We start from the raw sequence: 15,538 nt of genomic DNA on the forward strand, positions 1-15,538 counted from the left end.
CCACTGCCCAGGCTCTTCAGGAAATGGCCCCGCACCTTGTGCTCACCTCCGGCGACTTCTCCTCACAAGTTCGTCATGGGGAGGCCGGGCGACCAGCGCGGCACTTGGAAAGTCCGCCTCCGCACAGCGGGTAGGGCAACATGGCGGTCCATGCCCCCTCGCAAGCTCCCGCGACACCTCGTCTGGCTGGAGGCCTTCGCCGCCGCCGTCGAAGCAGGCAGCCTGGAGGGGGCCGCCGTGTACCTGGGCGTAGCCCGCTCCGTGGTGAGCGAGCACCTGCGCGCCCTGGAGCAGTCCCTGGGTGAAGGCGAGCCGCTCCTGGAGCGTGGGCCGGGCCGAAGGCTCCACCTCACCCCGCGCGGACAGCGGCTCTACGAGGGCACGCAGACGCCGCTGCACCAGTTGGACCTCAAGCGCCTGAGGGACCTGGCGAGCACCGAGGCCAGCCTGCGGCTGGGGCTCAACCACACGCTCTCCATCATGCTGCTGGGGGACATCGCCCGGGACGCGGCCCAGGCCAACATCAAGCTGGAGGTCGGCTTCGGCGGGCCCTTCGAATTGGTGCGCGAGGTGCAGACGCGCCAGAGGGACCTGGTGGTGGGCTTCAGCCCGCTGCCGCCCCACCGGGACGTGGAGGCCGAGTCCCTGCAGGCCCTGCCCTTCGTGGTGCTGGCGGGCCCCGAGAGCACCCTGCGCTCGCGCGTCGGCGCCTCGCGGGCCCTGCACGTGAAGGACCTGGTTGAGCAACCCTTCGTGGACTGGCTCCGGAACGACCCCTACGGCGGCGCCAACACCGCGCGCTTCACGGCCCACCAGGTGCGGGTGCGCGAGGTGGCGCGCGTGGAGAGCTTCCTGCACCTGTTCGACTTGCTGCACGCCTTCCCCCAGGCATGCGCCATCACCCCTGACCTGCGGCCCCTGCGCCCCTTCCCTCCCGAGTTCCACGTCTGGCCCCTGCGCGAGGAGCAGCCCCAGTTCGTGGAGGTGGTGGCCCTCTGGCCCATGGGCGCGATGAGCACCGAGGCCCGCCTCGTGCTCCAGGGACTGCGTCGCCGCCTCGGGCAGAAACGTCGGAAATCCGAATAGAACTTCGAAATTTTACGGATTTCCGCCACAGCGCCCCGGCCTTACCTTGAAGGGCAGGAAAGAGGGTGCGCGAATGACTCCGACCGAGAGAACTCTTGCCCGGCTGCCTTCCCACCTGCGTCGCTACGTGGTGGGCCAGGAGTATGAGGCCTATACGCCGAGAGATCAGGCGGTGTGGCGCCACATCCTCCGTCGGCTGCGCGCGCACCTGTCGGACAAGGCGCACGCGGTGTACCTGGAGGGCCTCGAGGCGACGGGCATCGGCGTGGAGCGCCTGCCCAGCATGGATGAGATGAACGAGCGGCTGGCCAGGCTGGGCTGGGGCGCGGTGAGCGTGCGGGGCTTCATCCCCACGGCGGTGTTCACCGAGCTGCAGTCGCTGGGCGTGCTGGCGATCGCCGCGGACATCCGCACCCACGAGCACATCCAGTACACGCCGGCGCCGGACATCGTCCACGAGAGCGCGGGGCACGCGCCCATCATCGCCAACGCGCGTTATGCCGAGTTCCTCAAGCGCTGCGGGTTGGCGGCGTTCAAGGCGATTGCCTCGCTGGAGGACCAGGTCGTCTTCGAGGCGATCCGCAACCTGAGCGTGGTGAAGGAGGACCCCTCGGCCACGCCCGAAGAGGTGGAGCACGCGCAGGCGCGGCTGGATGCGGCGCAGAAGGGCTGCCGCTACGTGAGCGAGAGCACCCGGGCCTCGCGCCTGTACTGGTGGACGGCGGAGTACGGGATGGTGGGCAGCCTGGAGCAGCCGCGCCTGTACGGGGCGGGGCTGCTGTCGAGCATTGGCGAGGCGGAGCACTGCCTCACGCCGGCGGTGCAGAAGGTGCCGCTGACGGCGGACTGCGCGGACATCGGCTACGACATCACCCAGATGCAGCCGCAGCTCTTCGTGGCGCGCGACTTCGAGCACCTGTTCGAGGTGCTGGAGCAGTTCGAGGCGACGCTGGCGTGGAAGCGCGGCGGGGACTACGGCCTGCAGGAGGCGCAGCGGGCGCGCTCGGTGAACCACCTGGTGCTCTCGGACGGGCGCGAGGTGACGGGCCGGGTGGAGCGGCTGGAGCCGGGCGTGAGCGCCGTCGCCGAGGGCTTGAGCACGGCGCTGGTGCAGCTTGGAGGGCCGGTGATGCTCTCGCGCGGCGGCAAGGCCGTGGAGAAGCCGTGGACGGGCGTGGCGCTGGTGGCATTTGGCAAGGGCACGCTGCCGGAGCGCGGCGAGTTTGAGTTCGAGTTGGCGAGCGGCCTGCGCCTGAGCGGCTTCGCGGTGGGCGGCGGCGAGGTGCTCAACCTGCGCGGCACGCTGGGCGGACGGGAGCTGGATCTGCCCTCGGTGGCGCGGCTCTACCTGAGCGAGGGGCTGCCCTCGGTGGCGGGAGGCCCCGCGGACGCGGCGGCGTGGGACCGCTGGTTCGGAGAGCTCAACGCGTTCGCCGAGGGAGATGGCGAGGCGCGGGCGCGGGCGCGCAAGGCGGAGGCACTGCCTCCGGCGCTGGCGGCGCTCTACCGCGAGGTGCGCGCCATGCGCGAGTCGGGAGACATCCGGCCTGATCGGCTGGAGCAGATCGCCCAGGCCGCGGCCGGGTTCCCGGACGATTGGCTGCTGCGGGAAGAGGTGCGGGAGCTGCGCGAGGCCCCACAGACAGCACCGCTGCGCTCGGCCATGTCCGCGCACAAGTCCCGGACACACGCCTCGGCGTAACAATCAGCGCTCAAGGCGGGTGCGCCGTCGGCTGGCGCCGGGGAGGAGCGGAGGGCAGGTAACAGGCCCCCTTCCACTCGTACGCGTCCTCCCGGCAGGGCAACGTGGCATCGCGTAGCGCGTACCAGCACCCGCCCCGAAGCTCCACCTCGCCATTCTTGTTACACGGCGGCCGGCGCTGGCCGGGAAAGGGATTCGCGGGCAGCGGCAGCCCCACCGCTGGCACCTTCTCTTCGGTGAGCATGGTGGCAAGCATCGCGGCGGAAGGGGCGCTGTCACCTACCGCCACGCTGCCACCCTCGTGCGAATCCCTATCGGCATGCGCTAGTTCTTGCCCTCGGCGCAACCACGCCACGGCGAGCCCCGCGAGCAGCAATGCCAGGAGCGCCACAGCCAGTTCCGCTCCCCACATGGGGCCCAAGAACCGAGGCCGAACCTGCTCACGGGGGGCCGCTACCCGAGTTCGCGCCGTTGCCTCGCGCAGTGCCAGTACCTCCTTCGCGGCGACATCCTGATCCACGACCCGCCGCACTCGCTCCAGGGGGCGCCAGCGGGGATTCGACTCGTCCCCCCAGCAGAACAACGGACGGTCCCCCTCCGGCCCTGCGCTGCGCGCCGCCTGCTCCAGCGCTTCGGCCGCCACCCAAGCCTTACCCTCGAAACGCTCCACTGGCGCAATGTCCAGCAATCGCAGGATGAGCGCCTCCAGTTCCGGGCTCACCCGAGGGTTGAGTTCTCGCGGTAGACGCGGCCCACCTCTTTCCTCGCGCCACGCCTCGGTGCCTTCCTCATCCCTGGACGGATACTCGTCCGTCACCAACCGCCACGCCGTCACGCCCAACGCAAAGAGGTCATCACATGCGCTGGCCGGGTAGTGCGCCGTGGGGTGACGGAGGAATGCGCGGAGAAACGCCTGCGCCTCGGGACTTCGATAGGAAGGAGTTCCTGGAGGCAACAACCGCCAAGTGAGCGTGGCCGCGCCCCGGTAATGCCCCGCCCCGAAGTCCGTGAGGAAGGCCCGGCCATCTCCCGCTCGAACCAGGACGTTGGCCCCCTTCACGTCCCGATGCACACCACCGACTGCGTGCGTGGCCTCCAAAGCTCTCGCCACCTGCGCCAGCAGTCGCAATGCCTGCCGCGAGGAGGGGTTTCGCCGCGAGGCCCACTCGTACAACGGCTCGCCTTCCACCCACTCCATCACCAGGTAGGGAAAGGCTCCAGAGGGGTGCTCCCACACACCCTGGTCATGCAATCGAGGAACGTGAGAACTCGGGATGTGCGAGAGCAACCACGCCTCGCGCTCGAAGCGCTCATCTCGTGGGTGGATGGCCAGCTTGAGCGCGAACGGACCGGAGGTATCGGGGCCTTCACGCTCCACGCGGTAGAGGGTGCCGTAGGCGCCCCGGCCTCCCCAACCCGTCACTCGCCATGCTCCCACCTTCGTCCCCACCGGGAGGCTGAGAGGATCCACTTCCTGAAGGGATCGCTTCGTCCCCATGAGCATTCTCCAACTTGGGGTAGGCAACTCCGCCCAGTCGCCCTACCCTACCTCATGGGTTATCAAGCTGCTTCCTGCCTTCCAGCTGGCGGACTACTAACTGGTTAGTAGTCCCGGCCCCCGTCCTGGCACGCAGACTCCTAACTGGTTAGGAGTCACAGCTCGATTTAACTGCCCAATGCCCCCAAAGGCCCTGCTGGTTAGAGTTGGGCTGGCACTTTCTGCCTGGGCTGCACGATAACCTGTGAGCACGTGTCCGACACCGCTCACGGCTTGTAGGTCTGGATTCGCGAACCGGGCACGCGCTTGGCCAGGTGTTCCATGTGGGTGGCCACCTCGGTGAGCACGCGCGTCTTGTCGATCGTGAGCAGGCGTCGGTCTCGCATGACGACGCGCCCATCCACCATCACGGTCTGCACATCGCTGGCACGGGCGCTGTACACCAGCCCAGCCGCGAGGTTGTGCGGCGGCTGCCAATGCGCCCCGCTCGTGTCCACGAGGATGATGTCGGCCAGGTAGCCCGGAGCGAGCTTTCCGAGCCGGTCCCCCATCCCCAGCACCGCCGCGCTGCCCCGCGTGGCGATATCGAGCGCCTCTGAAATAGGCAGCACCTCGGGGTTGGACGCCTCGTGCTTCTGCATCATCGCCATGAGGCGCAGGCTCTCGAAGATATCGAGCGTGTTGTTGCTCACCGCTCCATCCGTCGCCAGCCCCACGGGAATCCCCGCCTTGCGCAGCGCCCGGATGGGCGTAATCCCCATGGCCAGCTTCAGGTACGTCTTGGGCGCGTGCGCGATGCCCACGTGGTCTCGGTAGCGCGACAGGCGCTCCGTGTCCTCGGGCAGCAGGCCACACCCGTGGGCGATGATGACCGGGACGCTGAGCACTCCCGTGTCATCCAGCACCTGGATGGGCGTCATCTCCCGCTTGTCCAGGCTCGCCTGCGTCTGCCCCATCTCCTCGGAGGCGTGGATGTGGATGCCCACCCCCAGCCGCTTCGCGTGCGCGACGGAGGCCCGCAGGAAGCCATCGTCACAGGTGTACGGCGCGTGCGGAGCCATGCAGGTGGTGATGCGGCCACCCGCCCCTCCCTTCCACCGCTCGGCGAAGGCGGCGGTCTCCTCGAGCGCGCCCAGTCCTCGGCTGCCGAACACGGCCCAGCCCAGGTGCGCCCGGGTGCCAGCCTCCTCCACGGCGCGGGCCACCCGGTCCATGAAGAAGTAGTGGTCGGCCACGGTGGTGACGCCACCTTCGATCATCTCGATGAGCCCCAGGAGCATTCCCCAGTAGACGAGCTCCTCGGTGAGGTTGCTCTCCAGCGGCCAGATGAACTCGTTGAACCAGCGCTCGATGGACACATCCTCGGCCAGCCCTCGGAAGAGCACCATGGGCACGTGGGAGTGCGTGTTGATCAGCCCCGGCATGGCGAGCATTCCATGGGCTTCAATGACGTCGAGCTCGGCCTCGGGAGGCTGGCCCGTGGGCCGTACCTCCGCGATGCGATTGCCACGAACGACGATGTCCTGGTTGCGCACGAGGGTGGGCACACCGCGCTCATCGGGGACGAGCGCGTGGCAGTTGCGAAGGAGGGTGTTCGTCATCGTGGGCTCGCGGTCGGCTGGCGGTAGAGCGCAGAGAGGAGCACGTCGCCCCCACCCTTGTACACGACGACACTGCCCCGTTTGCCGCCTGCCGAAACCTTCTGACTACGGCCGCTCCGAGGTGGGCGCGCGGGGGGGCTGATAGCTGGGCAGGTAGCAACTGCCCTTCCACTCGTAGCCCATGTCCCGGCACGGAGGCTTCACATCCGCCAGCCGAATCCAGCACCCGTCATTGATGGCGGCCTCCAGCGGAGGCCGGCAATGCGGCGCTCGCCGCTGGGCGCGGAACGGGGACTCGGGCATGGGCAAGCCGATGGGGTCTCCATGGGAGGGCTCCTTCAGCTCGGCCATGGTCGCGGCCGGCACGGTATCGGCCAGCCCCACCACACCTCCATCCCGCTCCCCCGCATCCGGCTCCTCCTGTGCCACCGGGTGCTGCTCCGCCTCGAGGCGACGCAGGCCCGAAGCGCACAGCTCTCCGGTGAGCAGCAACCCGAGCGCCGCGGCCAGGCCCGCGCCGAACCAGGGCCAGACGGGCTCACGCGCGGCGACTTGCTCGGTGGTCGCTCGGGCCCGCTCCGCCTCGCGCCGCTCGGCGCTCACGCGAGCCTCCGCCCCACCGCGCCCGGGCACACGTTTCGCTTTCGGCTCCCCCGGAGGAGGAAGCGGGGCCACCGCCTTCTCGGTGGGGGCCTTGGAGCGCCCCAGCGCCTCCAGGTCGAAGAGCGGCACATCCGCCTCGGGCCCCGCCTGGGCCGCCGTGAGCTCCAGCGCCTCGGCCAGCTCGCGCGCGGTGCCTCGGGCCTGGGGCCGTACCGAGAGCATGCGAAGGATGAGGGCCTCGAGCCGCGCCTCCACCCGCGGGTTGAGCGCGCGCGGTGACTGCGAGAGGCCCCCCTCCTGGTACCAGCAGCGACTGGCCCCCTCCTCGCCGGGGTCCGTGGGCGGTGGGTACCGGTCCGTCACCAGCCTCCAGGCGGTGACTCCCAGGGCGAACACGTCGTCCGCGGGCTGGACCGCGTAGTGGGCGTTGGGCAGCCGGAAGTAGCGCTGGGCGAACCGCCAGGCCTCGGGGCTGCGATAGGCGGGAGTGCCCGGGGGCAGCACCTCGTGGGTGAGCGTGGCCGAGCCCGCGCAGTGCCCCGCCCCGAAGTCCAGGAGGAAGGCCTGGTCATCCGCCCGCCGCACCAGCACGTTCTCGCCCTTCACGTCCCGGTGTACGCCGCCCACCGCGTGGGTCGCCTCCAGCGCCCGCGCCACCTGCGCCAGCAGCGCCAGGGCCTGCCGCGAGGAGGGGTTGCTCGCCACCGCCCACTCGTAGAGCGGAATCCCCTCTACCCACTCCATGACGAGGTAGGGGTAGGTGACGCCCGAGGGGTGGCGCCAGCGCCCATGGCCCAGCAGGCGCGGCACGTGGGGGTGGTGGATGCGGCCCAGCAGCTCCACCTCCCGCTCGAAGCGCGCGTCGTGCCAGTGAATGGCCAGCTTCAGGGCCGCGAGCCCCCCGGCTTCACCCTCGGCCTTCACGGCGCGGTACACGGTGCCGTAGGTGCCCCGGCCGCCCCACCCCTTCACCTGCCACGAGCCCACCCGCGTGCCGGGCGGCAGCGCGGTCGGGTTCAGCTCAGGTGGGGCGGAGCTCTCCATGAGGGCCCTACCCTACTCCATGGGTGAAGTGAGAAGCACCCCTCCCATTACGTCCACCCCGCGCCCACCGCCAGGACATGTCCAGGAACCCACCACTCCTTGCCCTGGCGGCTTGCCCCGCCCCTGGCGCGGGGCGAGGCTACGGGCCCTCTCGCCCCGTCCCCGCGAGGAGCGCCCCATGAGCGATACCGACACCTTCCTGCGCCTGGCCTTCGCCCAGTCCCCCGCCGCCGAGGCCAACGCCGCCATGGCGCGCATCCGCGAGGAGCAGGGGGATGCCAAGAGCTACGAGTTCGTGCTGCCCGACAAGGAGGTGCGCGCCTTCCTGCTGGAGCGCACGTTGCCCCGACTGGTGGACTACCTGGAGTCGGTGGGCGCCAGGCTGCCGGGCTGCGGCGGCGTGTTCCTCTCGGTGTTCGCCGGGGACACCCTGCACTTCCTCCACGCCCGGGACGCGGTGAGCCTGTTGTCCGAGTGGAGCGGCCTGTCCCTGGACGAGCTGAAGCGCCGCTACGGCCCCAACCGCACCTGAGAACCCCCATGCCTGTAGGAACCTCCCCCCTGCGCCTATCCTCCCTGCTCTGCATCGCGCTCCTGGCCGCTCCGGCCCTGGCTCAGTCCGAGGCCGCTGCCCCCACCGAGGCCTCCCGGCTGGTGGCCACCTTCCTTGGAGAGACACCCTTGCTGAGCGATCTCCAGTCGCTCACGGATGAGGTGGGCGGCAGGGCCACCGGCTCGCCCGCCAACCTGCGCTCGGTGGAGTGGGCGCTGGCGCGCCTGCGCGAGGCCGGGGTGGAGGCGCGCAAGGAGTCCTTCCAGATGCCCGCCCTGTGGCTGGAGCGCTCCGCCCGCGCCACGGTGCAGGGAGAGCGCGTCAGCTACACGCCCCGGGTGGCGGCCATGCCCTTCTCCACCGCCACACCGCGCGGAGGCAAGACGGCGCCACTGCTCGCCGTGGGCCGAGGCACGGAGAAGGACTTCCAGGCGCTCGGGGACAAGGCACGCGGCGCGTTCTTGCTCGTGGAGACCGAGGAATTGAAGGACGTGGACGGACTCTTCCGCGAGTACAGCGAGAGCGCCGCCATCGAGCAGCGCGCGTTCGCGGTTGGCGTGGCAGGGGTGGTCTACATGGGCTCGCGGCCCAACAACCTGCTCTACCGGCACAACGTCTCGGTGGGACCGCGCAACACCCGGCCCATGCTGGTCATGGAGCGCGATGGGGCGCTGCGGGCGGTGCGGTTGCTGCGCGTGGGCAAGGCGCTGAGCCTCACGGCCGAGCTCGACATCCAGTCCGGCCCCGCCTACGAGAGCCACAACGTCATCGGGGAGATTCGCGGCGCCACCAGGCCAGAGGAAGTCGTGGTGGTAGGCGCGCACCTGGACTCGTGGGACCTGGGCACGGGAGCGCTGGACAACGGCGCCAACGTGGTGCTGCTCATCGACGTGGCGCGGCAGATGCGGCGGTTGGGGCTCCAGCCGGCGCGCACGGTGCGCTTCGCCCTGTGGAACGGGGAGGAGCAGGGCATGCAGGGCTCGTGGGGCTACACGAAGCGGCACGAGGCGGCGCTGGAGCACCACGTCATGGCGACCTCGCTGGACATCGGCTGCGGGCGAATCACGGGCTTCTTCACCGGAGGCCGGCCCGAGCTGCCCGCGCTGGTGGACCGGGCGCTGGCGCCGGTGAAGGGGCTGGGACCCTTCACGCACGTGGACGCGCCCGTGGTGGGTACGGACAACTTCGACTTCATGATGCACGGAGTGCCCAACCTGATCGCCAACCAGGAGCCGGCGCTCTACGGCCCCAACTACCACGCGCGCTCGGACGAGCTGGACAAGTGCGACGCACAGCAGCTGCGGCTCAACGCCGCCATCGTCGCCGCGCTGGCGTATGGCTTTGCCCAGATGGAGCCGAAGCTGCCCCGCCAGTCGCGCGCCCAGGTGGAGGCGCTGATGCGCGCCACGGACCTGGCGCAGCAGATGAAGTCCTTCAACGTCTATGAGGACTGGGCCTCGGGCAAGCGCGGGAGGAAGTAGGGCGGGCTACTCGTCCTTCTTCCCGCCCCCGAAGAGCTTGGCCAGGAGCGCTCCCAGCACGGCGAGCGCTCCACCAATCTTGGCCAGGCCGCCTCCCGCCAACCGGGCCGCGTCATCCGCGATGCCCACGCCCGAGCCGACGCCGCGCACCACGTTGTCCGCGTACGCTCCGGCGTGTACGCCCCGGGCGGCATCATCCCCGAAGGAGCTCAGCGGGACGGCGTGCAGCGTGTCATCTCCCAGGGTCGCCGTGCTCCCCGCTCCCTGGAGCCCGCCCCCCATCGCTCCCGGCCTGGGGGCCGGGCCCCGAGGCGGCGCACTGGGGAGGAGCATCGCCTTCGCCGCGTCATCCTCCACGGGGGAGAGGGCCTCGAGGCCCTGCACCGACTCCTCCGCGACGCTGGTGGCTCCCGAAGCCGTCGGGTGGGGGGTACCACGAACCTGGGACGCGGGCCGCCGCTCCGCCTTCCTCGGGTCCAGGGCGTCCTCCGCGAGGTCCTGCGCGACGTCCACTCCGTCCTGGAGGCTCGGGCCGGAGTCCTCCTCTTCCTCGGCCGCCTGCTGGCCCATCGCCGGAGCGGCGAACAGGGTCACGGCGAGCAGTGCTCCGAAGCCACCACGCAATCCGAACTTCATTGCCCCCTCCTGGGCTCAGTCGTACCGCCAAAGCCGCCCCGCGCGCAAACCCGCGGGCAGTTCCTAGAGCGAGCGCAGGGCGATCTCCGTGAGTTCCTCGTCCGTGAGCACCAGGGGGTTGGCCTTCATGCTGCTGGCCACGCGCGCCTTCTCCACCAGCCGTGGCACCTCGGCCTCCGTCAGCCCATAGCGGCGCAAGCCGGGCACGCTCAGCGCCTGGCACAGCTCCTGGACCCAGGTGATGGCCTCCTCGGCCCGCGCCTCGGGCCGACCGGTGAGCAGCGCCGCCACCTCCTGGAAGCGCGGGAGCGCCGGGTGCGCGGCGGCACGGGCTTGGAGTGCGCGCAGGTTCACCTCCAGCGTGGCCGCCAGAAGCGCGGCACACACGGCACCATGAGGCGCTTGGAACATGCCGCCCACCGGCGCCGCGAAGCCATGCACCGCGCCCAGCCCGGAGTTGGCCAGGCACAGCCCGCCGAAGAGGCTGGCCAGCGCCAGGTCCTCCCGCGCGGGCGCATCGAACGTCTCCAGCACCGCCCGGCGCAGCGAGCGCGCCGAGCGGCGTATCCCCTCTCGGGCCAGCGAGTCGGTGAGCGGATTGGCCCGAGCGGACAGGAACGGCTCGATGAGCTGCGAGAGCGCGTCCAGTCCGCTGGAGGCAATCACCGGCCCGGGAGCGCCAGCGAGCAGGTCCGGATCCACCAGCGCCACGCGCGGCAGCATGAGCGGGCTGCGCAGGCTGGCCTTCACCTTCTCCTCGTTGGAGCCCAGCACCGCGTTGCGCGTCACCTCCGAGCCGGTGCCGGCCGTGGTGGGAATGGCCACCAGCGGCACCGAGGGGTGCGTGAGCGGGCGTCCCCGGCCAATCACCTCCAGGTAGTCGAGCGGGTCGCCTCCGTTGGCGGCCAGCGCGGCGATGGCCTTGCCCGTGTCGATGACGCTGCCGCCGCCCAGGGCCACCACGACATCACACCCCACGGCGATGGCGGTGGCGGTGCCCTCGCGCGCCACCTCCAGCGTGGGCTCGCCCTCCACGCGGAAGACGACGGTGGCCAGCCCGAGGCGATCCAGCATCTCGCGCAGCGGCTGCGCGCGTGCGGGACTCTTCCCGGTGACGATGAGCACCCGGCGGCCGCCCAGGGACCGCACCACCTCGGGCGCCTCGGCGAGGCGGCCGGCGCCGAAGAGGATACGGGTGGCGGTGGCGAACTCGAAGCCCAGCGCGCTCATGTCACCACCCCGCGTCTTCAGGAAAGGCGTTGACGTACTTCTTGCTCGTCCGGGGCTCGGCCATCATCGGCGCCACGGTGTCGCGCCACTTCAGGTAGTGGGCCGTCTCCTTGTGGGCGGCGGGGGCCTCGGGCGTGCGGTAGGCCTCGACGAGCACGAAGCGCGTCTTGTCCTCGGTGTCCTGGACGACGTCGAAGCGGGCGATGCCGGGCTCCTTCACGCTGGCGCGGGCGTTGGCCAGGGTGGCCTCGCGGAAGGCATCGACATGCTCCGGCTTGACGTGGACGTGGACGTGGACGACCAGCAGGCTGTTGGGCATGGGCGCAGGGTAGCGCGAGCCCTGGTCCCGGTGGGAGGGGCGGTGCTTCAGAAGCGTCCGCTGAGTCCGCCGAGGACTCCTCCCGAGGGGGTCATGCCCAGCACCGGCACCACCTGAATGCTTGAGCGGTCATGGAGGGTTTGCGGCAACGCGGGCTCGAAGGAGGCATGAGAGAACTCGAACCCGACGATGGCCCCAATCGCGGGTCCCGCCAGCGCGAGCAGCCACAGCGGCGTGGGCCCGTTGTCCGTGACCAGGAAGATGGCCCCCATCCCGGTCCCCACGGCACCCCCCAGAAAGGTGGGCAGCAGCCCGCCCTCGCCATTCAACACACTGCCGATGCCGTACACGGTGAGCGAGGACAGGCCCCACGCGCCCAGGAGCATCGGCACAACCATCGCGGGCTCATTGCAATCCCCCTCGAACGCGGCGCACTGGGAGAGCCCCAGTCCCACCAGTCCCCCTCCGAGGACTCCGCCCGCGCTCGCCACGCTGCCCAGCACCGTGCTCAGCAAGACGCGGGGAATCATGAGATCGGCCTTCTCCGGCCCGCTCACCTGCCGCCGGGGGATGATCTCTCCCCGAGGAGCAGGCGCCTGGGGCTGGGGCTCCAGCGGAGCGGTGACGAGCGGCGGAGGGGTCGGAGCGTCCGCCGGCTGGGCGTACCCCGCCATCGGAAGCCACACCAGGAGACACAGGACGAGGCATGCCCGAGAATGCATGTCCCCAGCATAGCCGCATCCCCTCCGCCATGACCTTGAGCTCTCTCGCCTTAGGCCTGCTCCTCCCCGCCCTCCTCGGCACGGCCCCTCATACGCCCACGCGCGAGGAGCTGACCCGCTACCCCTGGCTCTCCAAGAGCGCGCAGGTGCGGCCGCTGGAGACCACCTTCGCGCCTCCCGCCGGCTACACCCGGGTGAGCGTGGAAGAGGGCTCGTTCGGAGCCTGGCTGCGAACCCTGCCGCTGCGCCCCGAGGGCACCCCGGTGCGCGACTTCCGGGGCGGAGAAATCCTGGCCGAGGGCGACGCGCGGCTGGCGGCGGTGGCGGAGCTGGACGTGGGCAAGGCCAACCTCCAGCAGTGCGCCGACTCCATCATCCGCCTCCACGCCGAGTGGCGCTGGGTGCAGGGCCAGAAGGAGCGCATCGCCTACCGCTTCACCAGCGGACACCTGGCCTCCTGGCCTCAGTACGCAGCCGGAGACCGGGCGCGCATCTCCGGCTCCAAGGTGACGTGGGTGCGCAGCGCCGGAGCGGACAGCTCCCGCGCCTCGTTCCGAGGCTACCTGGACCTGGTCTTCACCTACGCGGGGACGCTGTCACTCCAGGTGGAGAAGAACCGGCCCGCGCGTGAGCAGCTCCGGCCCGGAGACTTCTTCGTGCTCGGGGGCAGCCCGGGACACGCCGTGCTCGTGCTGGACGTGGCGGTGAACGCGGAGGGCGAGCGGGTGGCGCTGCTGGGCCAGGGCTTCATCCCCGCCCAGGACTTCCACATCCTCTCGCCGGGGAAGGACGGGCCGTGGTTCTCACTGGAGGGCGAGGAGGTGGCCACCCCCTTCTGGAAGCCCTTCCCCTGGTCCTCATTGCGTCGACTCTGAGACGGAATATTCGGGGGAAATGGGTGTTCGGCCGCCCGCCCCGGTGGACGAGCGTCCTCCGGGTTGGGTAACACCGCCACCTTCTCTCTCCCCCGGAGATTCATGCGCTTCAAAACCTTTGCCCGCGTGTTCTGGGCCCCCGGCGCGCTCAGCGCCCTGCTGCTCACCAGCTGCGCCACCAGCTCCCAGTCCCAGGACTCGGGCACCCAGGCCGCGGCCAACAAGCTCGGCGTCGAGGTGAAGAATTTCGACACCAGCGTCCGGCCGCAGGATGACTTCTACAAGTATGTGAATGGCAACTGGGTGAAGACGACGCAGATGCCCTCTGACCGGGCGCGTTACGGCACCTTCATCGAGCTGGCGGACAAGAGCGAGGCGGCTCTCAAGCTCATCATCGAGGAGGCCGCGGCCGTCAAGGACCGCCAGAAGGGCTCGGACACCCAGAAGGTGGGCGACTTGTACGAGAGCTTCATGGACACCCAGCGAATCGAAACGCTGGGCGTGGAGCCGGTACGCCCCGAGTTGCAGCGCGTGGCGGCGCTGAAGAGCGCGGATGAGCTGCCCGAGCTGCTGGCGCACTTCTACCGCTCCGGCGTGCAGTCGCCGCTGATGGTGTTCGTGGGCCAGGACGCCAAGCAGTCCACGCGCTACATCGTCTACGCCAACCAGAGCGGGCTGGGCCTGCCGGACCGCGACTACTACTTCAAGCAGGAGCCGCGCTTCACCGAGGTGCGCGCCGCCTACCAGGCCTACGTGGAGAAGCTGCTCACGCTGGCCGGAGAGAAGGACGCGGCGGCGGCGGCCAAGGCCATCGTCGCGCTGGAGACGACGCTGGCCGAGAAGAGCTGGGACCGGGTGAAGAACCGCGACCGCGAGGCCACCTACAACCTGAAGACGGTGGACGAGCTGGAGCAGCTCACCCCGGGCTTCTCGTTCAAGCGCTACCTCAAGGCCGTGGGCGCCGAGGCCACTCCCGGCGTCATCGTCCGCCAGCCGGACTACTTCCAGGCGCTGGCGCAGGTGCTCAAGAGCACCCCGCTGCCGGTGCTCAAGCAGTACCTCACCTACAAGGTGCTCGACTCGTACGCGCCGCTGCTCAGCAAGGGCTTCGAGGAGGCGCACTTCGCCTTCCGCGGCCGCACCCTGCAGGGCCAGGAGGAGATTCGCCCGCGGTGGAAGCGCGCCGTGGCCACGGTGGAGGAGGGCCTGGGCGAGGTGGTGGGCAAGCTCTACGTGGAGCGCAACTTCAGCCCCGAGTCCAAGAAGCGCATGAAGGAGCTGGTGGACAACCTGCGCGTGGCCTTCAAGCAGGGAATCGATCAGCTCGAGTGGATGAGCCCCGCCACCAAGGCGCAGGCGCAGGACAAGCTCTCGAAGTTCAACGTGAAGATCGGCTACCCGGACAAGTGGCGTGACTACTCGAAGCTCGAGGTGGTCGCCGGCGACCTGGTGGGCAACGTCAAGCGGGCCACGGCGTTCGAGGTGCAGCACGACCTGGACAAGCTGGGCAAGCCCATCGACCGGACCGAGTGGGGCATGACGCCGCAGACGGTGAACGCCTACTACAGCTCGACGATGAACGAGATTGTCTTCCCGGCCGCCATCCTCCAGCCGCCGTTCTTCAACCCCGAGGCGGATGACGCGGTGAACTACGGCGCCATCGGCGGCGTGATTGGCCATGAGATCAGCCACGGCTTCGATGACCAGGGCAGCCGCTCGGATGGCGACGGCAACCTGCGCGACTGGTGGACGGCCGAGGACAAGAAGGCCTTCGAGCAGCGCACCGGCATGCTGGTGGAGCAGTACAACGGCTTCAAGCCCATCGACGCGATGACGGTGAACGGCAAGCTGACGCTGGGCGAGAACATCGGCGACCTGAGCGGGCTGACGGTGGCGTACAAGGCCTACCAGCTCTCGCTCGACGGCAAGCCGGCCCCGGTGATCGAGGGCTTCACCGGCGACCAGCGCTTCTTCTTCGGCTGGGGGCAGATCTGGCGCTCGCTGTTCCGCGACGACTACATGCGGCAGATGCTGCTGACGGACTCGCACTCGCCGGGCCCGTACCGCGTCAACGGCGTGGTGCGGAACATGCCCGAGTTCTACAAGGCCTTCGACGTGAAGCAGGGCGACCCCAGCTGGCTGCCGCCCGAGCAGCGCGTGAAGATCTGGTAGCACCCGCTCCAGGCGA

13 protein-coding genes are annotated in these 15,538 nt (G+C 70.0%); 6 read left to right on the plus strand and 7 right to left on the minus strand.

Features of this window, described 5'->3' with window-relative positions:
- Positions 1–150 precede the first annotated feature (150 nt).
- Both SYV04_RS13115 and SYV04_RS13120 read left to right on the plus strand, forming a co-directional pair.
- Positions 151–1,086 (plus strand): LysR family transcriptional regulator, encoded by a 936-nt coding sequence (locus SYV04_RS13115; protein ID WP_321546071.1) that lies wholly within the window; start codon positions 151–153, stop codon positions 1,084–1,086.
- A gap of 73 nt (positions 1,087–1,159) precedes the next feature.
- Positions 1,160–2,788: an aromatic amino acid hydroxylase gene (locus tag SYV04_RS13120; protein ID WP_321546072.1), complete on the plus strand. Its 1,629-nt coding sequence runs from the start codon at positions 1,160–1,162 to the stop codon at positions 2,786–2,788.
- A gap of 10 nt (positions 2,789–2,798) precedes the next feature.
- Here the strand turns inward: SYV04_RS13120 and SYV04_RS13125 are convergent, their stop codons facing one another.
- From SYV04_RS13125 to SYV04_RS13135, 3 genes are all read right to left on the minus strand, one after another.
- Positions 2,799–4,286 carry a serine/threonine-protein kinase gene (locus tag SYV04_RS13125; RefSeq protein WP_321546073.1) on the minus strand — a complete coding sequence of 496 codons (1,488 nt, stop codon included), beginning with the start codon at positions 4,284–4,286 and terminating at the stop codon, positions 2,799–2,801.
- A 266-nt stretch (positions 4,287–4,552) separates the two neighbouring features.
- Positions 4,553–5,887 (minus strand): amidohydrolase, encoded by a 1,335-nt coding sequence (locus tag SYV04_RS13130; protein WP_321546074.1) that lies wholly within the window; start codon positions 5,885–5,887, stop codon positions 4,553–4,555.
- A 105-nt stretch (positions 5,888–5,992) separates the two neighbouring features.
- Positions 5,993–7,534, minus strand: a complete 1,542-nt coding sequence (locus SYV04_RS13135; protein WP_321546075.1) for a serine/threonine protein kinase — start codon at positions 7,532–7,534, stop codon at positions 5,993–5,995.
- A 178-nt stretch (positions 7,535–7,712) separates the two neighbouring features.
- Here SYV04_RS13135 and SYV04_RS13140 point away from each other — a divergent pair, with 178 nt between their 5' ends.
- Both SYV04_RS13140 and SYV04_RS13145 read left to right on the plus strand, forming a co-directional pair.
- The gene (locus tag SYV04_RS13140; RefSeq protein WP_321546076.1) at positions 7,713–8,066 is read left to right on the plus strand and encodes an STAUR_1299 family protein; all 354 of its coding nucleotides are present in this window, start codon (positions 7,713–7,715) and stop codon (positions 8,064–8,066) included.
- A gap of 8 nt (positions 8,067–8,074) precedes the next feature.
- Entirely contained in the window at positions 8,075–9,568 is a 1,494-nt protein-coding gene (locus tag SYV04_RS13145) for a M20/M25/M40 family metallo-hydrolase (RefSeq protein ID WP_321546077.1), read from the plus strand.
- 6 nt (positions 9,569–9,574) lie between these two features.
- Here the strand turns inward: SYV04_RS13145 and SYV04_RS13150 are convergent, their stop codons facing one another.
- From SYV04_RS13150 to SYV04_RS13165, 4 genes are all read right to left on the minus strand, one after another.
- On the minus strand, positions 9,575–10,204 hold the full coding sequence (locus SYV04_RS13150; RefSeq protein WP_321546078.1) for a hypothetical protein: 630 nt from the start codon (positions 10,202–10,204) through the stop codon (positions 9,575–9,577).
- A gap of 63 nt (positions 10,205–10,267) precedes the next feature.
- Positions 10,268–11,434, minus strand: a complete 1,167-nt coding sequence (locus SYV04_RS13155; protein ID WP_321546079.1) for an iron-containing alcohol dehydrogenase — start codon at positions 11,432–11,434, stop codon at positions 10,268–10,270.
- A 1-nt stretch (position 11,435) separates the two neighbouring features.
- On the minus strand, positions 11,436–11,753 hold the full coding sequence (locus SYV04_RS13160) for an antibiotic biosynthesis monooxygenase (RefSeq protein WP_321546080.1): 318 nt from the start codon (positions 11,751–11,753) through the stop codon (positions 11,436–11,438).
- Between the two features lie 47 nt (positions 11,754–11,800).
- Positions 11,801–12,427: a hypothetical protein gene (locus tag SYV04_RS13165; protein WP_321546081.1), complete on the minus strand. Its 627-nt coding sequence runs from the start codon at positions 12,425–12,427 to the stop codon at positions 11,801–11,803.
- A 77-nt stretch (positions 12,428–12,504) separates the two neighbouring features.
- Here SYV04_RS13165 and SYV04_RS13170 point away from each other — a divergent pair, with 77 nt between their 5' ends.
- Complete coding sequence (locus SYV04_RS13170; protein ID WP_321546082.1) at positions 12,505–13,350, plus strand: DUF4846 domain-containing protein; 846 nt, start codon at positions 12,505–12,507, stop codon at positions 13,348–13,350.
- A 102-nt stretch (positions 13,351–13,452) separates the two neighbouring features.
- Positions 13,453–15,522, plus strand: a complete 2,070-nt coding sequence (locus SYV04_RS13175) for a M13 family metallopeptidase (RefSeq protein WP_321546083.1) — start codon at positions 13,453–13,455, stop codon at positions 15,520–15,522.
- The last annotated feature ends 16 nt before the right edge of the window (positions 15,523–15,538 follow it).

Origin of the sequence: Hyalangium ruber (assembly GCF_034259325.1) — a bacterium.
In the GTDB taxonomy this organism is placed as follows: domain Bacteria; phylum Myxococcota; class Myxococcia; order Myxococcales; family Myxococcaceae; genus Hyalangium_A; species Hyalangium_A rubrum.